Source organism: Gemmatimonas sp. (assembly GCF_027531815.1).
Lineage (GTDB): Bacteria > Gemmatimonadota > Gemmatimonadetes > Gemmatimonadales > Gemmatimonadaceae > Gemmatimonas.
The window spans coordinates 341,569-366,283 of sequence record NZ_JAPZSK010000004.1 but is presented as its reverse complement, the minus strand read 5'-3'; the positions used below and the strand labels follow the sequence as shown (position 1 = coordinate 366,283).

Here is a 24,715-nt window from a genome sequence, read left to right as displayed (position 1 = left end):
CTCAGTGGTGATCCTCGAGCGGCGTCAGCAGCCACTTGTAGAGCGAGCCGACCCACCAGACGGTGCCGAGCAGCATGATGCCGACGCCGGTGGCCGTACTCTTTTCCAGGAACATGAGGCCGCAGAACATCACGATGATGCCGGCCGCGGTGATGAGCGGCCAGATCGACGGGTTGGGCATGGTAATGCCCAGCTCCTGCGACGTGGGAATGCGACGCCCCTGTTCTTCTTCGTAGGTCGTCTCGTGCACCAGCTCCGCGCCCTCCTTCGGGTTCCACATCGGATAGCGCGACTTGATCTGGGGCAGCTCGGCGAAGTTGTAGTCGGGCGGCGGCGACGGGATGGACCACTCGATGGTGGCAGCCCCCCACGGGTTGCTCGAGGCCATCGCGCCCCCTGTCCAGCTCTTCCAGATGTTGATGAGCCCGAAGAGCGTGCCGATCATGAGGATCAGCGTGCCGATCGTGGACATCATGTTGAAGAGCTCGAAGCCCTGCCCGGCATCGTACTGGTAGTAGCGACGCGGCATGCCCAGGAGCCCGCTGAAGTGCATCGGGAAGAACGTGAGGTTCATGCCGATGAGCGAGATCCAGAAGTGCCAGTTGCCGAGCTTCTCCGAGAGGAAGCGGCCCGTGATCTTCGGGAAGTAGTAGTACGTGCCGGCGAAGATGCCGAAGATCGACCCGCCGTAGAGCACGTAATGGAAGTGCGCCACGATGAAATAGGTGTCGGTCTGCTGCAGGTCGGCCGGGGGCGACGAGTGCATGACACCGGAGATGCCGCCGATGGTGAAGAGCCCCACGAGTGCGACGGCGAACTTCATGGCCACGGTGAAGCGGATCTGACCGCCCCACATGGTGGCCATCCAGTTGAAGATCTTCACGCCGGTGGGGATGGCGATGAGCATCGTCGCCAGTGAGAACACCGAGTCGGCGATCGGACCCATGCCCACGGAGAACATGTGGTGGGCCCACACGCCGAAGCCGAGGAAGCCGATGAGGATCCCCGAGTACACCATGACCGGGTAGCCGAAGAGCGGCTTGCGCGAGAACGTCGGCAGCACCTCCGACACGAGGCCGAAGGCGGGCAGAATGAGGATGTAGACCTCAGGGTGCCCGAACACCCAGAACAGGTGCTGCCAGAGGAGCGGGTCGGCCCCCTTCGCGATCGTGTAGAAGTTCGTGCCGAAGAAGCGGTCGAACTGCAGGAAGACGAGCGCGACGGTGATCACCGGGAACGCCAGCACCACCAGGAACTGCACCACGAACGACATCCACGTGAAGATCGGCATGCGCATGAGCGTCATGCCGGGCGCCCGCATGTTGATGATCGTGGTGATGAAGTTGAAGCCGGCGGCGAGCGACGAGATGCCGAGGATCTGCAACCCCAGCACCCAGAAGTCCATGTTGATCTGCGGCGAGTACGCCTTCGTGCTCAGCGGCGCGTAGCCGAACCAACCGCCATCCGGTGCGACCGAGAAGAAGATCGGCACCGTGATGAAGATGCCGCCGAGCAGGTAGATCCAGTACGAGAATGCATTGAGGCGTGGGAACGCCACGTCACGCGCCCCGACCTGCAGCGGAATGAGGAAATTGAAGAAGGCCGCCGAGAGCGGCATGACGGCGAGGAAGATCATCGTCGTGCCGTGCATCGTGAACAGCTGGTTGTACATGTCCGCCGACACGAGCGTGCCGTTGGGGACCGCCAGCTGGGCACGGATGACGGCGGCCTCGAGACCGCCGACGACGAAGAAGAACAGCCCCGTGATGAGATAGAGCGCCCCGATGCGCTTGTGGTCCACCGTGGTGAGCCACGACCACAGCCCGGTGTCAGCGGGTGCGGCCTTGGCTTCGGTGTACGGGGGCGCGGCAGCGATGGTAGCCATCGTGTCGAAAGTCAGTCAGCGTGAGTCGGTGACGGCGTCTACTTGAGCGCCTGCAGGTACGCCACGATATCCGCGATGTCGGCGTCGGTCAGCCCGCCAACGTTCACGACCATCTTCGTCTTCGGATCGGTGAGTCCCTTGCCGAGCGTCGGCATGAGACTGCCGGGCTTCAGCGCCGGCGCGTTCTTGATCCAGTAGGCGAGATGCTTCGCGTCGTTCGGATAGAGACCACCGGCGATCGTGTAGCGCGTCCCGACGTGCGTCAGGTTCGGGCCCACGGCCGCCATGTTGAACGGCGTGCCCGCGATCGCGTGACAGCCGATGCAGCTCGACTTGCTGTACAGATCCTTGCCCCGCGCGGGGTCCCCCTTGGCCAGCAGCGACTCGTCGAAGCTCACACTGACCGGGATCTTCGCCGTGGGGATCGTGTACGCGAACTCCTTCTCGAGCTTTTCGCGCGGGAAGGTCCACACCGGCACCGCAGCGGGGGCCGGGGCCGCCGTGCCGGTATCGGCCGGCATCGTGCTCTGCGTCGACGCGAGCAAGACGGGCGCCGCACCGGTGCCCGAAGGCACAGGGGCCACTCCCGACGGCGCCGGCAGCACCGGCACCGCCGCGACGGCCGGGAAGATGGCCGGCTGCTTCTGGTGCGCGGCCCACTGGTCGAATTCCGCCGGGGTGACCGTGTACAGGCGGAACTTCATGTTCGCGTGCGACGGCCCGCAGAACTCCGCGCAGAACCCGTTCCACGCCGACGTGGGCAGGTCCTTGTTGGGCGTGAACCAGAGGTAATTGGTCCGGTTCGAGATCAGGTCGCGCTTGCCGCCCATCTGGGGAATCCAGAAGGAATGCAGCACATCGACCGTCTTGAGCTGGAAATTGACCGTGCGCCCGTTCGGCAAGTACAGCTCGTTGGCTGTCGTGATGCCGAGTTGCGGATACTTGAACTCCCACCACCACTGATGGCCGATCACTTCGACCTGCAGGGCATCGGGCGCCGCCTTCGCCTGCGTCTTGAAGATCGTGCGGACCGTGGGGATGGCGATGAAGATCAGAATGACGGCCGGGATGGCTGTCCAGGTGATCTCCAGCGCGGTGTTGCCGTGCACCTGCTTCGGCGTCGCGCCGCCTGGGCGGCGACGGAAGCGGAAGATGGTGTAGACGAGGGCAGCCTCAACGCCGACGAAGACAATCGTGCCCCAGAACAGGAGCTTGTCCCACAACGCGTCGATGTCCGCGTTGAAGTCGGTGTTGTGATTGAACGTCGAGTTCGGATACTCGCCGCCGCAGGCTGCGAGCCCGAGGGCCAGAGCGCCCAGCAGCGCAGCGGAAGCCAGCCGCCGCGGGCGGAACGTGCCAACCATGCCTGTTCCTGAGGGAGTGTGGGATCCCTCTGCCCCGTGCACGGGCTGAATACCGAGCACAAGGCAGAAGGTGGGGTGGTGGGACTGCTGTGCGAAGCTAAACCGGCGTTTCAAAACCCCGCAAGCAAGTCCCTTCCTGTTTTCGGAGTTTTGCCGACATTTCTTGATGTGGTAACCATCAAATGCACTTTTCATAGGTTTTTCAGTCCGAAAGCGGTCCTAATTGCCCGGTCAGAAACACCGCGAATCCGCCGCGCGGGGTGACGTTTCGTGGTGGTCGGCCAGTCGTCTTTCCCTCGTGAGCAACACTGCTGCTTCTGCCGCCGTCACTCCGGCGATCACCCCCCCTCCCGTGCGTCCGCGCCAATGCAGCCGAGCTCGACAGCTGGCCGCGTGGCGATGCGGCGGGCCGCTGCTCCTGACGGCGCTGGCCGGATGCCGACACGACGAGCGGGCCACCACGTCATCTACCGTAGCGATCGGCGTCGGCGCCATCCCGGGTGCGCCCAACTACGCGCAGGTCGCGCAGGGGGTCGAACTTGCCGTGGCGCGGCTCAACGAGACCGCCGGCGGGCCCCGCTTCCGTGTGCGCCTCCCCGACAGCCGTGCCAGCAGCGCCGTGCAGGTCGCCCAGCAGCTCCGCAACGACCCTGCCGTCATTGCCGTCGTGGGACACCCGGAGAGCGGCAAGACGCTCGAGGCCATCCCCATCTATGCCGACGCGGAGCATGGCGGCGCCAACGGCGTGGTGGCCGTTTCGCCGACATCCTCCTCGCCGCAGCTGAGCGGCATCAGCCCGTGGTTCTTCCGGGTCGCGCCGTCGGACGCGGACGCCGCCCACTTTACCGCACGCTGGGTCCTCGACTCGTTGCGCGCGCGACGCGCCGCCATCGTGTACCGCAACGACTCGTACGGCCGCGACTGGGCGGACACGTTCGCCGCCGGCTTCGTGCAGGGGGGCGGTCAAGTGCTATCGCGCAATCCCTATCTCACCAGCATCGTGGAGTGGGACGCCTACGCGGCGTTGCTGGCCGCCGAACGTCCCGAGGTACTGCTCTTCCCCGGGGATGGAGCCGATGCCCTGGCGCTGCTGCAGGCGTTGCGAGCCCGGGGGGTACGCCTTCCCTTCGTGGGCGGCGATGGGACCGAGGGGATGAAGGCACATCCGGATGCGTCGGGTGCCTACTACGTCGCCTTCTTCGACGAGACCCGCGCCTCGAGTGCGGAGGCGCAGTCGTTCGTGCCTGCCTACCGCGGACGATACGGGCGGGCCCCCGACGTGTTCGCCGCCCTGTCCTATGACGCGGCGATCGTCATTGGCCGCACCGTCGCCGCCGGCGCGCGCACACGCGCGGCGCTGCGCCTCGCCCTTGCCCGCGTCGGAAACGGCGCCCCCTCGGTGGACGGGGTCGCCGGGCGCATCGCCTTCGAGGAGGACCACGACATCAAGGGCCGCGCGGTGGTCATCACGCGCATTCCCGGTGTCACCCCCCGTGACGACGAGGCGACCGCGCCCGTTCCGGCCACCTCACGGGCCACGCGAGGTCGTCGATGAACGCGGTGTGGCGTCTCACCACCATTCGCGCGCGACTCGTGGCCGGGTTCGGGACCTCGATCACGCTGCTGCTCGCCGCCGGCTTGCTGGGGTGGTACGGACTGTCGCGCAGCAACCGGGACGCCGAGCAGACGGTGCGCGCGCTCGCCGAACGCTCCGAGTTCATCGAACGCACCACGAACACCGTCCTGCGCGAACTGGTGGCAGGGCTGCGCTATCTCAGCACCGGCCGCAGCGACGACGAGCGGAGATACCGCAGTCTCGTCGCCCAGGCCGAGACGCTGCGCACGGACATTCTGAGGCGCGGCGCGCTCGCCGCCGCCGAACGCCGTCACCTCGAGCGCATCGGTCAGCTGCAGGCCACCCTCGAAGTGCGCATCGCCGTCACGCGCGCGTGGCAGGTCGCCGGCAACGCGGCGGGCGCCGAGCGCGTCCTGGCGCAAACGACACGCGACATTGAGCTCATCGAAAATGAACTGCAGTCGCTGCGCAACGGCGCACGCCAGAGCGCCGAGGCCAACATGGAGCGCATGCGCGGCGTACTGTTCAAGGCAGAGGCCAGCCTCGTGGTGGTGGTCGCCCTGGCCTTCGGGGTGGCAGCGTTCTTCGGCCTATCCACGGCCCGGGCCGTCGCCGATCCGCTCGTCCAGCTGCGCGACGAGATGATGGCCATCGGCGCTGGCGACCTGCGCGAACCCACCATCGACCTGCGGTTTGGCGGCGTGGCGCAGGAGTACGCCGAACTCATCGACGCCATGCAGCAGGCGCGTGAGCGGCTGCGCCTGCTGCTCTCGCGCGTGCAGGAGGAGGCAGATCAGGTCACCCTCGCCGCCGGTGAGCTCTCCGCGTCGGCCTCCTCGGCGGCCGCGTCGTCGCAGCATGTCACCACGGCGGTCATGGACATTTCGCACGGCGCCGGCGTGCAGCTGTCGGCGCTCAAGCACGCCGGCGAAACGGTGAAGGAGCTGGCGGAGGCCGGGGCCACGATCGGCGAGGCAGCGGACGAAACCAATCGGGTGGGGCGCGAGATCCGGACCACCACCAACAGCGCCCGCGACCAGGTGCAGGTGGCCGTGGATACGTTGTTCAACGCGCGTGAAGTCGTGGCGGCCTCGCGTCAGGAAATGACATCACTGCGCGATGCCACGGGCGTCATCGATGATTTCGTCAGCGTCATTTCCGAGATCGCGACGCAGACCAACCTGCTGGCGCTCAACGCCGCCATCGAAGCGGCACGCGCCGGCAGCGCGGGACGCGGCTTTGCGGTGGTGGCGCAGGAGGTGCGCGCCCTCGCGGAACAGAGCGCCAACGCGGCGAACGAAGTCACCGAGAACGTGAAGCGCTTCCGGGCCCGCATTACGAGTGCGTCGAGCGCCGTCGAGTCGGGCGCGACACGGCTCAAGGACGTGGAGACCGTCGCCGAAGCCGTGGGCAGCGCCCTGGCGCGCATCGAGCACGCGGTGGCGCAGGTGGATGGTGCCACGGCGCGCGTGGTGCACGCCGTGGAGACCAACCGGCAGTCACTCGGACAGGTTCAACGATCACTCACGTCGGCACGCGATACCGCCGAAGGGCACGCGGCCGCGGCCGAGCAAGTAGCCGCCAGCACCGAGCAGACCTCGGCGTCGGCGCAGCAAGTCAGTGCGACCGCCGAGCTGTTGCAGACGGCGTCCTTGCGAGTGCGCGGACTCACCACCGAGTTCCGCGTGTGAACTGCCCGACAGGGGCACGGGAGCAGCGAGCGTGAGGGGGGAGCCCCGGAACGCTCACGCGCCGCGCGGAACCGGTACCTCGCGCACGACGATCCCTCGAGCCGCGAGCATGTCGAAGTACCGTGCCGCCGGGATACACTCGTCCGGCGTGTGCACGCCGGCTGCAATTGCCCCGCCGGCCTGCAGCTGCCCCGTCACGGACAGGGTGTAGCCCGTCGTCCGCATCATGGCGGAAATCCCGTGCTCGGCGTCGTAGCGGTCGACCACCTCCCAGGCACGGCTCAGGCGCCGCCCCTGCGACGTCCCGGTGGCCACCACCCGCAGCGCGACGAGATCGGGTTTGCCGCGTCGCAGCTGGTCGCCGGCCACCTTCACGAACACGTCGCGAGGTGCCACGGTCGTGCCTTTCACGGTCACCGGGGTGGTGCCGAGCAATCCGAGATCGCGAATGGCGGCCATGATGGCCGCGTGCCCGGGGTAGCGCAGCGTCTTGTACTCCATCACGGGAATGCGGCCGGCGTAGCGATAGACCATGGTGGAGAGCCCGCCGGCGGTATGGAACGCTTCGAGCGTCCCGATGTCGCCGGCGAAATCCACCGACTCCAACTCGGAGAGCGCCGTGACGGTGGTGGGCTGCCCGTCGCGGACGACCAGCGAGGGGGTGGTGTAGTAGTCCACCATGCCCTCGATCGAGTAGGCGATCTGGTATCCCAATGGGGGCTCGGGCTGCTGCGGCAGCCCGCCCACGAACATCTTGACCGATTCCACCGTCTCGAACTGATCGATCGCATGCTGCGCGATCACGTTCACCATGCCGGGGGCCAGCCCGGTGTCGGGGACCACGCTGACGCCGCGGGCGACGGCGGCCGCGTGCAGTTGGCGCTGCTCCTGCACGATCTGGGTGTTGCCCCCGAGATCGGTGAAATGCACGCCGGCCTCGACGGCAAGGCGGGCGAGTGCGGCGTTGAAGTAGTACGGGATGGCGCTCAGGACCGCGTCGCAGCGGCTGAACGCCTCCCGTACGGCCACCTCATCACGCACGTCCAGCACGGCCGGCATCAGTCGCGAGTCAGCCTGCCGTTGCAGAAAGCGCGGCAGGGCGACAACCTGCAGATCGGCGAGTTGCACCGCGGTGACGGTGGGTTCACGCAGCAGATCAAAGGCACAGGCGGAGCCTTGCAGCCCGGCGCCGAGCACGAGCATACGCATCGGGATTACTCCAGGGGTGATTTTCCGGGGAGGGTTTTGGTGACAGACAAGCTAACGACGGCCGTCCCGGCATGGCGGGCGCATCTGCTCGAACGCCAGGCCGACGTGCTGCGGACCCTGGACAAGGTGCGGCGGGTCGCGGTGATCGGGATCAAGCCCGAGGCGGTGGGGGGGCCGGCGTTCTACGTGCCCGACCGCATGCAGCGGGCGGGATACGAGATCGTGCCGGTGCCAGTCTACTACCCGGAGGTTCAGGAGATCCTGGGGGTCCCGGTGCACCGGTCACTGGCCACGGTCACTCCGCCGGTGGACATGGTCCAGCTGTTCCGCCGACCGACCGACGTGCCGCGCCATCTGGAGGAGATCCTGGCGCACCGTCCGCGCGTGGTCTGGATGCAGCTCGGCATTCGACATGACGCCGTGGCCGAAGCGCTGGCGCGGGCCGGGATCGACGTCATTCAGGATCGCTGCGTACAGGTGGAGCTGGACCGCATGCGGCCGTAACTACAGGTGTACCCGGTTGCGTCCGTCGGCCTTGGCGCGGTAGAGCGCCGCGTCCGCCCGCGCGAACAGGTCTTCGACGCTTTCGATACGAGTGGCCGGATACACCGCCACCCCGATCGAGGCCGTGAGGCGCAGGGGTTCGGCGAGGGAGTCGCTGGCGAAGGGGTGGGTCTCGATGGCACAGCGGAGGCGATCCGCGAACGATTCGGCGCCCGCGTCATCGGTTTCGGGAAGGAGTACTAGGAACTCCTCCCCGCCGTAGCGCGCCACGATATCGGCCGAGCGGATGGTGTCGCTCAGCAGCTGCGCCACGTCGCGCAGCACGTCGTCTCCCACGAGGTGGCCGTAGGTGTCGTTGACGCGCTTGAAATGGTCGAGATCGATCATGAGCAGCGCCATGGTGCTGTCGTAGCGCAGGGCGCGCTCCATCTCCGCCGTGATGCGCTCGGTGAGCGCCCGGCGATTGAGCAATTGCGTGAGCGGATCGGTTTGTGCCAGCTGCTCGAGGCGGGCGTTGTCGGCCATGGTGCTCTCGACCATCTGCGCGCGCTGGATCACCGCGACCGCCGCCGTGATCACCGCCTGGGCGAACTCGAGGTCAGCCGGGCCGAAGCGTTCCTGATCGCGCGTCCGGCGTACCAGAAACACGCCGTACTGTCCCCGGTCGATGGAGAACGGCAGGGCGATGACGGAGCGAATCGGCACCTCGATCCCCTCGATGCCCCACACGTTCCGCACGCCCTCGTAGAGGAGATGCGTATCGAGGTCTTCCACGAGGACGGGCTGCCCGCTGTCGAAGGCTGCCTTGAGCTCGGGGTAGCGATCGAGCTGCACCGTGAGATGCTGCAACCCGGGGTTCTCGAAGGCCGCCACCACGGTGGCCAGGGTATCGCCCGGCCGGGCGAGCACCACGGAGCAATGGGAGACCCCCAGGGCTCGAGCCGCGCGCCGCACCAGCAGGTGGAAGAGCTCGGAGACCGACAGGTCGCCGGTGACTTCGTGGAGGATGTCCACGAGCTTGCGTCGGCTATCCGCATCCTGCTGGGCCCGTACCAGCTGCTCCTCGGTACGCAGCAGCGCCGCCCGCGTGGAGCGCAGCAGCGCCCCCATGCGCAGCTGGGCCTGAACCCGCGCCAGCAATTCCTTGGGGCGATACGGTTTCCGGATGAAATCCGCCGCGCCCAGCCCCAACGACTTCACGGAGGCTTCTTCGGGTGGCTGCGCCGAGAGCATGAGCACCGGCAGGTCACGCCACCGTTCGTCACCCTTGATGCGCTCGAGCAGCTGACAGCCATCCGCATCGGGCATGAGGATGTCGAGCAGGATCAGGTCGGGGGCGCGCCGCTCCAGCTGTTCGATGCAGCACACACCGCCATTGGCGGGCACGACATCGTATCCGTTCTCCTGGAGCAACCAGGCCACGGACTCGAGTACTGCCTCGTCGTCATCAGCCACCAGGATGCGCGACGTCGCCATTACCCCTCTCGAAGGTCAGCGCGTGCGCTTTGCGCGCACTCGCCCACAGGTTCCACCCCGGAGCGCGGCAGCCGCATGGCCGCCACCTCCCTGCTACGCATGGACGAGTGCGTCCTACGGACCGTCACCAGCGCCGCCGTCGGCCTCGGCGTCGTGCTCGGCGCCCTCGACGTCGCCGTTGGCCACCGCCGTAAGGGCATCGGTCGCTGCCAGCGCGACCGGACCGGTCTCGGCGGCGGCGGCGTCCTTGTCATCGGGGATGACCCGAGCCACCGCCGACACGAGATCCTGATCGTCGAGGGCCACCAGGCGCACCCCCTGCGAGACGCGTCCCACGACGCGAATGTCGCTGACCTTGAGCCGCAGGGCAATGCCCCCCTTGGTCATGATCATGAGCTCGTCGTCGGCGATGACCTCCATGAGGGCCACGACGTGACCGGTTCGCTGCGTGAGGTCGAGCGTCTTGATCCCCTTGCCGCCGCGCCCCTGCACCCGATACTGCCCGATGTCGGAGCACTTGCCGAGCCCGCGCTCGGTCACCACCAGCAGCGTGGCTTCGCGACAGATGACCACCATGCCCACGACATGGTCATCCGGCCGCAGCTCGATGCCCTTTACTCCCGTGGTATCTCGCCCCATGGAGCGCACATCGGCCTCGGGGAAGCGGATGGACATCCCGTTACGGGTGGCGAGCACCACGTCGTTCCCGGTGGCGGTGACCTGCACGTCCATCAACTCGTCGCCATCCTCGATCTTGATGGCCTTGATGCCGTTGGTGCGCGGATTGGAGTACTGCGACAGCGCCGTCTTCTTGACGGTGCCGTTCCTGGTGCAGAAGAGCAGCGACTCGTCGTCGCGGAACTCCTTGGTGAGCACGATGGCGCGGACCCGGGTGTTGGGCGCCACGTTGATGAGATTCACGATGGGCTTGCCGCGCGTGTTGCGTGCTCCCTGCGGCAACTCGTGCACCTTGAGCCAGAAACAGCGACCGTCGTCGGTGAAGATGAGCATGTACGTGTGCGTACTCGCCACGTAGAACCGCTCGATGAAGTCGTCTTCCTTGAGATCGGCAGCCGCCTTGCCGCGGCCGCCACGCCCCTGCTGCTTGTATTCGGAGAGTGGCGTGCGCTTGACGTAGCCACCGTGCGTGACGGTGACCACCATTTCTTCCTCGGCGATCAGGTCCTCGATGGAGAACTCCCCGTCGTCGAACATGATCTCGGTGCGCCGCTCGTCGCCGTAGCTCTCGGCCAGCTTGAGCAGCTCACCCTTGAGGATGTCCATGCGGCGCGGCTTCGACTCGAGAATGCCCCGCAGGTCGGCAATGGTGAGGCGCACCTCCGTCAGCTCGGCTTCCAGCTTGTCCCGTTCGAGGCCGGTGAGCTTGGCCAGGCGCAGGTTGAGAATGGCTTCGGCCTGCCGCTCCGACAGCCCGAAGCGGGCCTGCAGCTGCGTACTGGCGGTGGGCGTGTCCTCGGCGGCGCGAATGAGCGCAATGACCTCATCGATGTTGTCGACGGCGATCTTGAGCCCCTCGAGGATGTGCTCGCGCTCCAGCGCCTTATCGAGGTCGAACTGCGTCCGCCGTACGATGACTTCGTGCCGGTGCTCGATGTAGTGCGTGAGGCACTCCTTGAGCGTAAGCACCCGCGGCACGAGCTGACGGGTATTGGGGTCGGGCACCAGCGCCAGCATGATCACGCCGAACGTGCTCTGCATGGCCGTGTGCTTGTACAGCTGGTTGAGCACCACGCGCGGAATCGCATCGCGCTTGAGCTCGATCACCACGCGCATCCCGTCGCGGTCGGACTCGTCGCGCAGGGCGCTGATGCCGGTGAGCTTCTGCTCACGCACGAGCTCCGCGATGTCCTGCACCAGCCGCGCCTTGTTGACCTGATAGGGCAGCTCGGTGATGACGATCTGCGACTTGCTCCCCTTCTCGTTCTCTTCGATGGCCGCCCGGGCGCGCATGACGATGCGGCCGCGCCCGGTATCCTGATAGTCGGTAATGCCGGAGCGGCCGTAGATGAACCCGCCGGTGGGGAAGTCCGGTCCCTTCACAATGCGGCGCAGGTCGGCCACCTCGAGGTCGGGATTGTCGACCAAGGCCACCACCGCGGTAATGATCTCGCGCAGGTTGTGCGGCGGGATATTCGTGGCCATGCCCACGGCAATGCCCGAGGACCCGTTCACCAGCAGGTTGGGGAAGCCGCTCGGCAGCACACGCGGCTCTTCGAGCCGGTCGTCGAAATTGGGGGCGAAATCGACGGTGTTCTTGTCGATGTCGGTGAGCATCTCGACCGCCATGCGGGTGAGACGCGCTTCGGTGTAGCGATAGGCGGCCGCGCTGTCGCCGTCGACCGACCCGAAGTTCCCCTGGCCATCCACCAACGGATAGCGGAGCGAGAAGTCCTGCACCATGCGCACGAGCGCGTCGTAGACGCTGCTGTCGCCGTGCGGGTGGTACTTGCCCAGCACGTCACCCACCACCGTTGCCGACTTCTTGTAGGGGCGCCCCGGCAACAGTCCGAGCTCGTTCATCGCGTACAGGACGCGGCGATGCACGGGCTTGAGCCCGTCTCGCACGTCCGGCAGGGCGCGCGACACGATGACGCTCATGGAATAGTTGATGAACGATTCCTTGATCTCCTCGTCGATGAGACGCGGCAGGATGCGTTCGCGGGCGTTTGGTACGGTCATGAGGCGGCGGGGAATGGGTCCGACACGACGTCCGACACGGGGCTCGGCGCGACTGGGCGCCAACCCGCGAAATCTACCCGGGTCCCACCCCTAATCACAGGGGCGGGGAACGGCCCTAAATCGTTTGTGGGCCTTGATTTTGGATGGTTGACCAACGACCAAGAACTGCCACCCACAACCAAAAACTCCCCGCGGTGGGCGGGGAGTTCGGTTCGCGACCAGCAATCGCAGATGGGCGGGCAGTTGTCAGTGGGTAGTTGGAGTGTCTGGTTGAACTGCCCTCGCCCCTACGCCGTCACCCGCCCTTCGACCCGCTGCTGGGCCGCGATGGCGGCGTCTTCGGCGGCATCGTCAGACCGCTCCTCCGCCATCTCCTCGGCCTCCTCGGCTGCGGCCTCGGCGTCGATGGCACGCTGTTCCGCGCGATAGCGGTCGTACCACTGCCGCGTGATCTCGCCGGCCAAATCGCGGTTCCCCAAGCCGAACGAGAGCGCCAGCGCCAGCGCCACGGCGCCGAACAGGATGGCAAAGGCCGTCGTCACGATGTCGGTGGCGATGCCGAGCTCCTGCAGGGCCATGAACACCGCCAGCACGATCACCCCACCACGCCCGATGCGCGCCAGCCAGGGACCGCCGTGCAATCCGCCCGCCGAGGCCATGATGAGGCCGCCCACGAAGCCACCCAGCACGATACCCAGGATGATGATCACGATGGCCGCGATGACGCTGGGGATGTAGCTCATCAGTTCGGTAAACACATTGGCCAGCGAGTCGAGGCCGATGGCACTGGCGGCAATGAGCAGCACCGCGAACATCACCACCCAGAAAAGCAGGTTGGCGATGACCTTGGCCGGGTTGAGATGGGACCCCGAACGCTCCACGGCCTGCAGCACCCCACCGCGCTCGAGGAGCTGGTTGAAGCGCAAGCGGCGCAGCAGGCGTGCCGTTCCCTTCTCGACCACCTTCGCCACCAGATAGCCGGCGAAGAGGATGACCAGCGCACCGAACAGCGCCGGCACGAACTCCCCCAGGAGGGCGAAGCTCTGTTCGAGGCGCTCCTGAAACGTGCTGGTCGCCGTGCCGGCGGCGCCCGCGTCCTGCGCGGCGCTGGCAATCATGAGGGAATCGGGGAACGACGGCGAATCCTGCGAAAGCTGCACAGACACGGAGTTGAGAGAGATGTGGTGGTACAACGGTAACATGGCGACCTACAACCGTGTCCCGCGCCGTACGTCGAAGATGGCGCTGCGCCGACACGAAGGACAGAGCAGCCATTCGCGCTGCCGATGGTAGCCCAGGCCGAACGACCCGCCACCAATGGGGCGACGGGTCATGCGCACCTCGCAGCGAGGACAGCACGGCAGCGTCCCGTCGCGCACCGCGGCGCGCAGCTGCTGCTCTTCCTCTGGCGTAAAACGTGCCCCGTCACCGGCAGGTTTCGGCGGCGCCGCGCGCCTGTCGGCGGCTGGGGGCGTCGTCTCATCGGGCGGTCCGGCGTCAGCCATTGCCTCAGCTCCACGGCACGAGTTGCACCACGACCTTGCCGAACTGCTGCCCGCTCTGGAGGCGCGCGTAGGCTTCGGGCGCCTGCGCCAGGGGCCAGACGCTGTCCACCGGCGGTTGTAGCGACCCATGACGGAAGAACTCGGTAATGGCATCGAATTCGGCGTCGTTGCCCATGGTACTGCCCATGAGGGTCCACTGGTTCCAGAACATGCGCCGGAGATCGACCTGCACCATGGGGCCGCTCGTTCCTCCGCAGCTGACCAGTCGACCACGACGCCCGAGGGCCACCAGCGACTGCGGCCAGGTGGCCTCACCGACACTGTCGATGACCACGTCGACCCCGCGCTTGTCGGTCATGGCGCGGATGGTCTTGCCGAGATCCGGTTGCCGATGATCGAGCCGCTGGTCGGCGCCCAGGAGGGAGGCGCGTTCGAGCTTGTCGGGGGTGCCGGAGGTGACCCAACAGGTGGCGCCGATGTGCTTGCAGATCTGCAGTGCCGCGAGCGCCACGCCCCCACCGATGCCCCAGATGAGCACCTGCTCACCGGCGCGAACTCTGGCACGGGTCACGATCATGCGCCATGCCGTGAGCGTGGCCAGCGGGAAGGCGGCCGCCACGTCCCACGGCACCCAGTCGGGGATGGTGCGCACATTGGCCTCCGGCACCACGACGTAGTCGGCCAAGGTACCCGGGTAGTGCTCGCCCAGCACGCCGTAGCTGAGACAGAGCGGCTGGTCGCCATCGCGGCAGTATTCGCAGCGGCAGCTGCGGTCGACCACGCCGGGATTGATGATCACCCGGTCACCCACCTGCACCGAGGTGACCTTGCTGCCCACCGCCTCCACGATGCCGGCGCCGTCGGAGCCCAGCGCCCAACCCGGCTTGACCTTGGACCCGGGGATGCCCTGAAGGACCCACAGGTCGAGGCGGTTGAGCGCGGCGGCGTGAATGCGCACCCGCACGCCGTCCGTCGCATGCACGCTGGGCACCGGCAGGTCGTCGCGCACGACGAGCTGGTCGGGGCCGCCATGGGCGGTGAAGGTGAGGGCGCGCATGGTGTGGAAGAGGCTCATGACGGCGGACGCTCGGACGGCGGAAGCTTGAACAGCGGAAGCGGGACGACGGCTTGAATGCAGACGGCAGACGGCAGGAACTACAGTAAGCAGACGGGAGGAATGTGGTAAAACAAACGGGGGCGGGCGCTTCGCGCCGCCCCCGATTCCGAATTTCTGCGCACTGCTGACTGTGATTCCTGCCGTCTGCCGTCTGCTTTTCCCACCGGCGCGGCGCGATATCAGCCCCATCCCCACCCGCCCCGTGTCACCCCATATATTGCGGGTTCGCTCCCAAGCCCCAACACCAAGCCTATATGTCGTCCATCAAGGTTCCCCCCCTCGGCGAGTCGATCGTCGAAGCGACGGTCTCCCGCTGGTTGAAGAAGGAAGGCGACGCGGTCGCCGTTGGTGATTCGCTCGTCGAACTCGAGACGGACAAGATCACGGTGGAGGTGCCGGCGCTGGAGGCGGGCACCCTCACGTCGCGCGCCAAGGGCGAAGGGGACGTGGTCGCGGTCGGGGAAGTACTGGGCGAGATCGTCGCAGGAGTCGGGGCGGGAACCGCCGCAGCGACACCCGTGGCGGGCGTTACCGCAGCCCCCGCGGCGGCATCCGCCGGCGCCGGACAACCGGTGGTTGCCGACCCCAAGGTGTCGCCCGCGGCGGCACGGCTCGCAACCGAGACGGGAATCGATCCCGCCGCGGTACCGGGAAGCGGCCGCGGTGGGGTGGTGAGCAAGGCCGATGTGATGGGTGCCGTGGCGGCAGCGCCGGCGGCAGCGCCGGCGGCAGCGCCGGTTCCCGCGTCGGCTGCAGCCCCCGTCTCCCCGCAGGCCGCGCCGGCCCCCGCCGCCGCATCCGGACGCGAAACGCGGGAAAAGATGACCACGCGTCGCAAGCGCATCGCCGACAACCTGCTGCAGTCGCAGCATGCCACGGCACACCTGACGACGTTCAACGAGATCGACATGACGGCGATCACGGCCCTCCGTGAACGCCTCAAGGAGCGCGTGGAGAAGGAGCAGGGGGTGAAGCTCTCCTTCATGCCGTTCTTTGCGAAGGCCGCCGCGCTGGCGCTCAAGGCGTACCCGGTGGTGAACGCCCAGATCGACGGCGACACCATCGTGTACAAGCACTACGTGAACATGGGCATCGCCGTGGCCAGCGACGCCGGGCTCGTGGTGCCCAACGTGAAGGACTGTGACCAGAAGAGCGTCGTGCAGATCGGCAAGGACATCGGCGCCGTGGCCAAGCGCGCGCGCGATGGCAAGCTCAGCATGGACGACCTCACCGGCGGCACCTTCACCATCACCAACGGGGGCGTCTTCGGCTCGCTCATCTCCACGCCGATCATCAACTACCCGCAGGTGGGTATCCTCGGCCTCCACAAGACCCAGGATCGCCCGGTCGCGATCGACGGCCAGGTGGTGATCCGGCCCATGATGTACGTGGCGCTCAGCTACGATCACCGCATCATCGACGGCCAGCAGGCCGTCCTCTTCCTGGTGCGGGTGAAGGAACTCATGGAAGATCCCGCGGCGATGCTGGTGTACTGAGGAGAGTAGTTGGCTAACGACTATGGACTATCACTAACCACCAAGAACTCCTCGCCGACCGCGGGGAGTTTTTGGTCTTTAGTAGTAGTGGTCAGTCATCAGTCCAAGAACTCCCCCCCCCAAAGCACCACGACGCCCCTGGCGTTTCCGCTGGGACGTCGGGCTTCGTCAGCAAACGTTTTCAACGCGAGGGTTGGGGCCGCCGCTGACGATCATGTGGGCAATGGCTGCGTTACTGCGAATAACGTGCCGTCGTGTTATGGACGGCACAAGCGGGAAGCGGTAACAAACTCATCCTGGCAACGGGCGCCGCGGCATTCACAGGTTAGCCGGTTACCTGCCCAGCCGCCTCCCGCTACGCCGGGATTAGCTTTCCCGCCATGACCTCCCCATCCATCCAATCCGCCGATGTCCTGGTGCTCGGCGGGGGCCCGGGCGGCTATGTGGCCGCCATCCGCGCCGCACAGCTCGGGTTTTCCGTGGCCTGCATCGAGGCTGACACGACGTTGGGCGGTACCTGCGTCACCGTCGGCTGCATTCCCTCCAAGGCACTGCTCCAGTCGAGCGAGCACTACGAGTGGCTGCGCCTCCACGCCGCGGAACATGGCGTGAAGGTGGACGGGGCAGCGGTGGACCTCCCCGCCATGATGGCGCGCAAGACCGACGTGGTCGCACAGAACACCAAGGGGATCGAGTTCCTCTTCCGCAAGAACAAGGTCACGTGGGCCAAGGGCTTCGGGGCGCTCAAGCCAAACAACGTGATCGACGTGCAGGGTGCCGACGGCACGGTCACGAGCTGGCAGGGCAAGCACGTGATCATCGCCACCGGCTCCGTCCCGGTGCAGCTGCCCTTCCTGCCGTTCGACGAGAAGCGCGTGCTCTCCAACGTGGGCGCGCTGCAGATCCCCGACGTGCCGAAGCACCTCATCGTGATCGGCGGCGGCGTGATCGGCCTCGAACTGGGGTCGGTGTGGCGCCGGCTGGGGGCGAAGGTGACGGTGGTGGAGTACGCCCCCACCATCCTCCCCGGCAACGACGACGATGTGGTGAAGGAGGCCGACCGCATCTTCCGGAAGCAGGGGCTCGAGATTCACACGGGCACCAAAGTTACCGGCGGAGACGTGCGCGAGGATGGCGTGACCATTCACGTGGAGAAGGACGGCGCGGCCTCGAGCATCTATGGCGACTACGTGCTCGTGAGTGTCGGACGCCGCCCGTCGCTGAGCGGTGTGGACGCGGCGGCACTGGGGCTGCAGCTCGGCCAGCGCGGCGAGATCATGGTGAACGATCAGATGCGCACCAATCTCCCCAATGTCTTCGCCATCGGTGACGTGGTGGGCGGCAAGCTGCTCGCGCACAAGGCCGAAGACGAAGGCGTGATCGCGGCGGAGGTGATTGCCGGCAAGCCGGTGCACATGCACTACCGCACGATGCCGGGCGTGGTGTACACGTGGCCGGAGATCGCCACGGTGGGACTCACCGAGCAGGAGGTCAAGGCCAGCGGCCGCGCCTATCGCGTGGGCAAGTTTCCCTTCAGCGCCAACGGGCGCGCGCGCACGATGGGCGAGACGCAGGGCTTCGTGAAGTTCGTCGTGGATGCCGCCACCGACGAGATTCTCGGCTGCCACATGATCGGGCCGCACGTGGCCGACAACCTGGCCCAGGTGGTCCTGGCCATGGAGTATCGCGGTAGCGCCGAGGATATCGCGATCACCGTGCACTCGCACCCGACGCTCAGCGAGACCGTGAAGGAAGCGGCGTTGAGTGCGTTGGGGCGCGCCATTCACATGTGATGCCGTCACGGCGCATGCCCGTGTCGGGCGCGCCTTCCCCCTTTCTCTTTGGAGCTCTGCCGATGCCGCACCCTGCGTTCCGCTTCTCCCGCACGCTGATGGTCGCCGTGGGCGCCGTCGCCTTGCTGTCGCCCGTCATGGCAGAGGCGCAGAGCGGCAAGTGGGTGGGTACCGTGAACCAGATCCGCAGTGCCGGCGGGTCGGCCGATTTCACCATCGATCCGCGCAACGACAAGCAGTCGCGCGTGAAGGTGTCGGTGCGCAACGTGAACCGCGACATGCGCATGGCCTGGGACATCGTGGAGGGGCAGTGTCGCGACAACGGGGCCCCCATCGCGCCGCAGGCGGCCTTCACGCAGATCCAGAGCCAGATGGACGGTGGCGGCACCGCGACGGCCAACGTGCCGAAGCTGGTCTCGGGGAAGCGCTACTACGTACGCATCTTCGATCCGCAGGTCTCGCCCACCGACGAGAACGTGTGGGGATGCGCGAATATCTCCGAAAAGCCGTAAATCGAGCGGCGCTCTGACACGACGCCCCCCGCATCGATCACGCGATGCGGGGGGCGTCGTGCAGGCGGGCATGCCGCGCGCGGCCTACGGCTGCTGCGCGTTGGGCAGCTGCGCCGAGTTCTGCCGGTCGTCGGTTCCGCCGAAGGTGTAGAACGGGAACCCCCGCGTGATGAGCTCACGCCCGTTGACGGGGATGTGCAGCGGGGTGCCCGGCAACAGACGCCCCCAGCCGCGCTGATCGAGGTAGTTGATGTCACCTTCGAGCGGGAAGAGCTCCATGCGCTTCTCGTACATGATGGCATCGAAGAGATCACCGCAGCTGCCGTCATCCTTGCGCGGCACGCAGTCGCGTCCGGCCGGCGGCCCGGTGGGACCCACCGGGCGGAGACCGGCGGCGACGCGGGAGGGATTGATGATGGCGGCCGCATCGGCGAACCGGCCCAGGCGGAAGAGCGCTTCGGCGCGGATGAACTGCATCTCCTGCACCGTGATCACCGGTACGAAGGTGCGGCTCCCCGAGTCGGCGGCCACGTTGAGAAAGCGCACGTGGCGGTAGAACGACGTGATGTACGGCGCGTTGGCGGCGCTGCCCATGGTCGTCGTCACCCGCTGGATGCGGACGGGGGCCGGCGTAGGAACCGTGGGCGCCGGGGTCGTGGCGTTGCGGATGCGCAGGTCGGGGGTGGCCATCACGAACGCATTGCGCTGGGCGACAGGCCGCGCCAGCCACGCCTGATACTGGCCGGACGTATCTGCCGGGCCAATGAAGCGATTGGATAGACGAAGCGTATTCTGGGCGAACGAGTTCGTGATGTACGTGGACCCGGTCCCGGCCACCGCCGGGTCGGCCACGTAGCCGAAGTCCCGGGTGATCGTGCTGTCGAGCCGGGCCAGCACGGCGGCCCAGTTGACCGCGGCCCGCTGCTGCGGCGTGCGCGCCGAATAGACGTCGGCGCGCACGAGGAACGATTGCATCACCCGCACCAGCTCGTCGCGATTGATGGCCCGATTGGCGGCGTTGTTCACGAACAGCAGCGGCAACGTGAAATCGGGGGTGTTGCGCGCTTCGGTGATGGCGGCGCGCAGCTGCTGCCTGGCGTTGTCGAGAACCGCCGGCCAGGGCGTGAGCTCCTGGACGATCTGGTTGTATCCCGGCGTGATGGTGTCCGTGAGGTACGCCTGGTCCATGAGCAGCGCCAGCTTGAGCTGCGAGATGCCGATGACGAAGCGCGCAAAGATCTTGCGCGACGGCGTGTCGCGTCCGTCGGGGAACTGCGTGGAGATGGTGCCGTACTTGAGGTTGTTCTGCTTGATGCCGATGAACGCCTCGCGGGCCCCCGCCGCCGCTTCGTAGCTGGTGTTGAAGATGTAGCGCGAGAGGCAGTTGAGGTTGTCGCGGTTGTTGATGGGCTGCCGTGGTTCCGTCGAGTACTCGAGGTACGTGGTGCTCGTCGACGACTGGATGTTGCCGTAGATCTCGAGCGGGATGGTGGGGCAACTGCTCCGAGCGAGCTCGGTATAGGCCTTGAACGAGCCCACGAGCGCCGCTTCTGCATTGGACGGGTTCGTGAACACCGTCTCGATGCTCAGATTGTTCGGGTCGGTGACATCGAGGCTCATGCAACCGCCAAGCGCGGCAAGGGCCGCGCAGGCAGCGAGTCCGCGACGCACGCGCGTGGCAGGACCGGTGGCGGTCACTGCGCGGAGTCTGTTGGGCGACATGGGATCAGAACGTGAGCGTGACCACACCCGTGAGGGTGCGGGTCATCGGGTATTGGGTGTCATCGACGCGAACCGTGGGGGAGCCGTTCATCACGTTGAGCCCCGTATAGCCGGTGAACGTGCGCATGTTGCGCCCGATGAGGTCGAGATTCATGCGGCTGAAACCGAGCCGTTCGATGGTGCGCCACCTGGTGGCGTCCAGCGTATACCCGAACATGACTTCGGCGATGTTGATGTGCGTGCCGCTCTGGACGAAACGACTCATCCAGAGGGTGTTGTTCGCCGCGACCGCATTGTAGTACGTGATCGGCTTCTTCAACTCGTCTGGCTTGCCGGCCTGCACCACGTCCGGGTGGTCGCCCGACGCATACAGCAGCTGGTTGCTGCCGGCGTACACGTTGCCACCGATCTGACCGTTGGTCTGCACGAAGAGCCGGAAGTCCTTGTACCGGAAGTTGTTCTGGAAGCCGAACTTGAGACCGGGGTTGGAGTCCCCGATCTTGCCGTAGAAGTTGGTCCCATCCTCCGCGCGGCGCAGAATCGGGTGCCCCCAGCGATAGGTGGTGCCGTCGATCACCACGTTGGTGCCCCAGAGATTCCGGGCCACCCCGTCGCGCCACGTGTTGCCGGCGCCCACGGCCACCACATAGCCCTCGTCGTTGACGTCGAACTGGGCCTGCGAGTTGCGGTGGATGGCCGGAAGCTGCGACAGGTTCTCGACGTTCATCATTCCCCACATCTGGCTCACGGGGATGCCGTCGCACTTGTTCTGGATGTCGTCCTGGAAGCAGGTGCGGCCGAAGCGCCCCGTGCTCAGCGACGCCCGGTCGGCGGTGAGGAGCACATCCCAGCGCAGCTTCTTCGGGTTGGTGAGGATCGCCCCCTGAATGGTGGCCTCGATGATGCGTCCGCCGAGCACCGCCGGGTTGGTGACCTGGACCTCATAGCCGGTGACGGCGGGCGCCGGCACATTCACGAACACATCGCGGCTGGTGTTGCGCACGTATGTGAGCGTGCCAGAGAGGCGCGACTTGTACGCCACGTCGAGCCCGATCTCCTCTTCCTTGGTGTACGTGGGCGAGATGTTCACGTTCCCCAGCGTACCGCGGCGAATGGCGCCGGTGCCGTCGGAGCTCATCGACTCGTACTGGTTCGAGAAGCCGGGATTGAGTCCCGTGACGCCGTAGCTGTAGCGCAGCTTGAAGCTGTTGAAGTTCTGGAACGGGAACCAGCCTTCCTCACTCAGCAGCCAGGCGGCAGAGGCGCGGCCGAAGGTGTTCCAGCGGTTGGCCCGTCCGAAGAGCGAGTTGCCTTCGCGGCGCACAAGGAAGTCGCCGATATACCGTTCCTTGAAGCTGAGGCCAAGGCTCGTGATGGAACCGATCACGCGGTAGTCGGTGCGGCTGTTGGTGGTGGTGCGCACCGTGGCCTGCGACATGGCCTTGAGTCCTTCCGTGGAGAACTGCGTGCCGGTGGTGGTGAGGCTGACGTTCGCTTCCCGGCGCGCTTCGCCGCGCTGTGACAGACGCACCGTGAGGTCGCCGATCCCCTTGGTGAGCGAGCCGGTGCCGGTGAAGATCCAGCCACCGTTGCCGGCGTTGTTCTCCACCAGGCTGCCGAGGCTGGGGGACAGGCCGCCGCTGGAGGTTACCAGTGGGGTCCCACGCGGCGTGTAGGTGGTCTGGTTGTTGTCGCCGCGATCGTAGTTGGCATCGGCCGACAGCGAGAACCACGACGTGGGGCGGTAGACGCCGTTCGCGTTGAGCAGCGTGCGGGAGCGGGTGACCACGTTGTCCGCCCGGAACTGCGTGTACAGCGGGTTCTCGAACAGCGTCACCGAGTCGGGGACGATGACGTACGGGAACCCGTTCGTCGAGGGAAACGGCGACCGCTCCTTCAGGTTCACATCGGTATCGATGCGATAGAAGTTGCCGAAGGAGGGGGCCGAGACATCCTGCACGCCGCGCGTGTGATTCATGGACACGCCCACGTTGAGCTTTTCGCTCACGCGGGAATCCACGTTGAGGCGCAGCGTGTGACGCAGGTAGCCTTCGTTGTTCTCGAGGATGCCCGGGTTGGCATTCCGCGTGTACGCAATGTTGTAGTTCGACGCCGCGCTATTGCCCTGCACCTGGATCTGCTGGGTGTTGAACTGGCCGGGGCGGAAGAAGAGCGCCGCGTGATTGTACGTCTGCCCGCGGAACGGCTGGTCCATGAAGCCGGTGGGCGTGAGCGCGCGCTGCGCGCGGGGCACGACCGCGTTGTTGGCGTCGAGCCAGTTCCCCTGGGCATCCTGCCGGAAGGGGTGGTACTGGTTCTTGTCGAGCCGGTCCTGAAACTGGTCGGTACCCTGTTCCGCGCGCACCTGAAACTGGTTGGTGCCCAGCGCGAGTCCGCGGCCGCGTCGCGTGGTGATGGCAATGACGCCGGCGGCGGCTCGCGACCCGTACAGCGACGCGGCGGCGGCCCCCTTGATGACTTCGATGGACTCGATGTCCATCGCCTCGATGTCCTGCGTGGTGACGCTCTGCCCCTGATTGAGGAAGATGCCGTCCACCACGAACAGCGGAGATGGCGACACGCCGTCCTGCGTGATGCCGGAAATGGGGGTGCGCACGACGATGTTCACGCCTGATCCCGGCGCGCCACTGGCGCGGGTGATGGCCACACCGGCCACCTTGCCCACGAGGGCGCCCGCCGCCGACGTGGTCGGCGGCACGGGAATGTTATCCGCCGTGATCTTGTCCACCGAAATCGTGGACTTGGCCACCGACACCGGGTCCATCGTGCCGGCCACGGTCACTTCATTCAGTCGGGTGGCAGCGGCCGACATGCTGAAGTTGATCGTCGTGACGTTGTCGGCGATGAGACGCACGTTGTCCGCGCGCTGGGCGCCGAACCCCAGCCGCTTGGCTTCGATGTTGAAGATGCCCGTGGGAGCACTCGCGATGACATAGCGCCCGTCGGCGCCGGTCGTCGCCGTGATGGGCGTTCCGACGAGAAAGATGTTGACACCGGCGACCGGCTGCTTCGTCGCCACATCGGTCACGACGCCCGCGATGCGCGCACGGCGGGAGGGAGTGGTGGCGGGCGGTTGGGCGCCCTGCGCACTGGCGGACTGCGGTGAGCCAACGAACCCTACCACGGATAGGGTCGCGACCAGCATGGACCGCCAGCGCGGCGATGCACTGGGGGAGTGGGGCATTGCGGAGGGGGTGAGTATTGAACGACGCCCGCAAGCGCGGAACGCACAGCGACCGGGCGAATGTAGCGCCCGTACCCAAAAGCGCGAGGGTGGCGCGCGATCAGCGGCGCAGCGAATTCACCACAATGAAGCCGCACTTGTCGGCGCGTTGCGGCAGTCCCGGGAGCAGTACGTTCTGCGGATACACTTCGACACTGCGCACGCTGAGCGGGTCGATGGACGCGGCGCCGGCATTGTCCAGCGGCGTGATGTCGAGGAAGAACTGCAGCTCGCACTGGGAGCCGCCCCCGCCACCGATCGCCGCTCCACCACGCAATGATGTCGCCACGATCTCCCCTTGCCCCCGGCGCACGAGGATGCCGGGCACCCCCTGAATCAGCTCGGCGAGCGAATACGGCTTCTGCTCCAGAATCTGCGCCCGCGTGAAGAGGCGTCCGGCGTTGGCCTTGAGCTGGGTGAGCCGGTCTGCCACCACGTCCGCTTCGGCGGCCGACCGATTGGATCGCGCGCGCACCTCCACCGGGGAGAGCGTCGTGGGATACCGCCGCAACAACAGGTCCACGCTATCCGGGGTCCCGCTGCCGATGATCACTTCGCGCATGTAGGGCACATAGCCGAACTGGCGCGCCACCACGACATGGGCGCCAACCGGCGGGTTGAGTACGCGCCAGACGCCACGGGCGTCGGTCCGGGTACTTCGCTCGGTGCGCGCAAGATAGACCTCGACATCGGCCATGGGACGACCGATGGCATTGACCACGGTCCCCACGAGCATGTCGGGGCGGGCGTCGGGGGTGACGACTTGGGGACGGGGCTGGGCCTGTGCCACGGCGGCGCCCAGCAGCAGCACCAGCGACGAGCGGAGCACAGTCATCGGGCGGGACATGCGAGCAAGGTGCGTCGGGGTCCGCGTGTCGACCAGTCCCACCGTACGCCGCGCATGGCGGGCGGCACAGAGAC

Annotated in this window: 17 protein-coding genes; 6 read left to right on the top strand and 11 right to left on the bottom strand. The window is 66.7% G+C overall.

What is annotated here, in order from left to right:
* Position 1: 1 nt before the first annotated feature.
* Both ctaD and coxB read right to left on the bottom strand, forming a co-directional pair.
* Positions 2 to 1,885, bottom strand: a complete 1,884-nt coding sequence (gene ctaD / locus O9271_RS05455; protein WP_298266863.1) for a cytochrome c oxidase subunit I — start codon at positions 1,883 to 1,885, stop codon at positions 2 to 4.
* Between the two features lie 38 nt (positions 1,886 to 1,923).
* Entirely contained in the window at positions 1,924 to 3,249 is a 1,326-nt protein-coding gene (gene coxB, locus O9271_RS05450) for a cytochrome c oxidase subunit II (RefSeq protein WP_298266861.1), read from the bottom strand.
* 298 nt (positions 3,250 to 3,547) lie between these two features.
* Between coxB and O9271_RS05445 the strand changes: the two genes are divergently transcribed.
* Complete coding sequence (locus O9271_RS05445; protein WP_298266859.1) at positions 3,548 to 4,804, top strand: branched-chain amino acid ABC transporter substrate-binding protein; 1,257 nt, start codon at positions 3,548 to 3,550, stop codon at positions 4,802 to 4,804.
* The gene (locus tag O9271_RS05440; RefSeq protein ID WP_298266857.1) at positions 4,801 to 6,516 is read left to right on the top strand and encodes a methyl-accepting chemotaxis protein; all 1,716 of its coding nucleotides are present in this window, start codon (positions 4,801 to 4,803) and stop codon (positions 6,514 to 6,516) included. The genes O9271_RS05445 and O9271_RS05440 overlap by 4 nt, the downstream gene beginning before the upstream one ends.
* A gap of 54 nt (positions 6,517 to 6,570) precedes the next feature.
* Here the strand turns inward: O9271_RS05440 and O9271_RS05435 are convergent, their stop codons facing one another.
* On the bottom strand, positions 6,571 to 7,725 hold the full coding sequence (locus tag O9271_RS05435; RefSeq protein ID WP_298266854.1) for a saccharopine dehydrogenase C-terminal domain-containing protein: 1,155 nt from the start codon (positions 7,723 to 7,725) through the stop codon (positions 6,571 to 6,573).
* Between the two features lie 39 nt (positions 7,726 to 7,764).
* Between O9271_RS05435 and O9271_RS05430 the strand changes: the two genes are divergently transcribed.
* Positions 7,765 to 8,229, top strand: coding sequence for a CoA-binding protein (locus O9271_RS05430; RefSeq protein ID WP_298266851.1), 465 nt, complete (start codon positions 7,765 to 7,767; stop codon positions 8,227 to 8,229).
* On the opposite strand, the gene O9271_RS05425 is transcribed toward O9271_RS05430, so the two are convergent.
* The 5 genes from O9271_RS05425 to O9271_RS05405 form a co-directional block, all read right to left on the bottom strand.
* Complete coding sequence (locus tag O9271_RS05425; RefSeq protein ID WP_298266848.1) at positions 8,230 to 9,705, bottom strand: diguanylate cyclase; 1,476 nt, start codon at positions 9,703 to 9,705, stop codon at positions 8,230 to 8,232.
* Positions 9,706 to 9,819: 114 nt separating this feature from the next.
* Positions 9,820 to 12,405 carry a DNA gyrase subunit A gene (gyrA, locus tag O9271_RS05420; protein WP_298266846.1) on the bottom strand — a complete coding sequence of 862 codons (2,586 nt, stop codon included), beginning with the start codon at positions 12,403 to 12,405 and terminating at the stop codon, positions 9,820 to 9,822.
* 287 nt (positions 12,406 to 12,692) lie between these two features.
* Entirely contained in the window at positions 12,693 to 13,571 is an 879-nt protein-coding gene (locus tag O9271_RS05415) for a hypothetical protein (RefSeq protein ID WP_298266844.1), read from the bottom strand.
* Positions 13,572 to 13,613: 42 nt separating this feature from the next.
* Complete coding sequence (locus O9271_RS05410) at positions 13,614 to 13,910, bottom strand: hypothetical protein (protein WP_298266842.1); 297 nt, start codon at positions 13,908 to 13,910, stop codon at positions 13,614 to 13,616.
* 4 nt (positions 13,911 to 13,914) lie between these two features.
* Entirely contained in the window at positions 13,915 to 14,985 is a 1,071-nt protein-coding gene (locus tag O9271_RS05405) for a zinc-binding dehydrogenase (RefSeq protein ID WP_298266840.1), read from the bottom strand.
* Between the two features lie 296 nt (positions 14,986 to 15,281).
* On the opposite strand from O9271_RS05405, the gene odhB reads away from it, so the two are divergent.
* The 3 genes from odhB (at position 15,282) to O9271_RS05390 (ending at position 18,828) form a co-directional block, all read left to right on the top strand.
* Positions 15,282 to 16,523, top strand: coding sequence for a 2-oxoglutarate dehydrogenase complex dihydrolipoyllysine-residue succinyltransferase (gene odhB, locus O9271_RS05400; protein ID WP_298266837.1), 1,242 nt, complete (start codon positions 15,282 to 15,284; stop codon positions 16,521 to 16,523).
* Between the two features lie 380 nt (positions 16,524 to 16,903).
* Complete coding sequence (gene lpdA / locus O9271_RS05395; RefSeq protein WP_298266834.1) at positions 16,904 to 18,316, top strand: dihydrolipoyl dehydrogenase; 1,413 nt, start codon at positions 16,904 to 16,906, stop codon at positions 18,314 to 18,316.
* Positions 18,317 to 18,378: 62 nt separating this feature from the next.
* Positions 18,379 to 18,828: a hypothetical protein gene (locus O9271_RS05390; protein ID WP_298266830.1), complete on the top strand. Its 450-nt coding sequence runs from the start codon at positions 18,379 to 18,381 to the stop codon at positions 18,826 to 18,828.
* Positions 18,829 to 18,912: 84 nt separating this feature from the next.
* Here the strand turns inward: O9271_RS05390 and O9271_RS05385 are convergent, their stop codons facing one another.
* The 3 genes from O9271_RS05385 to O9271_RS05375 form a co-directional block, all read right to left on the bottom strand.
* Entirely contained in the window at positions 18,913 to 20,550 is a 1,638-nt protein-coding gene (locus O9271_RS05385; protein ID WP_298266827.1) for a hypothetical protein, read from the bottom strand.
* 4 nt (positions 20,551 to 20,554) lie between these two features.
* Positions 20,555 to 23,755 (bottom strand): SusC/RagA family TonB-linked outer membrane protein, encoded by a 3,201-nt coding sequence (locus tag O9271_RS05380; RefSeq protein ID WP_298266825.1) that lies wholly within the window; start codon positions 23,753 to 23,755, stop codon positions 20,555 to 20,557.
* Positions 23,756 to 23,855: 100 nt separating this feature from the next.
* Complete coding sequence (locus tag O9271_RS05375; protein WP_298266823.1) at positions 23,856 to 24,641, bottom strand: carboxypeptidase-like regulatory domain-containing protein; 786 nt, start codon at positions 24,639 to 24,641, stop codon at positions 23,856 to 23,858.
* Positions 24,642 to 24,715: the final 74 nt, after the last annotated feature.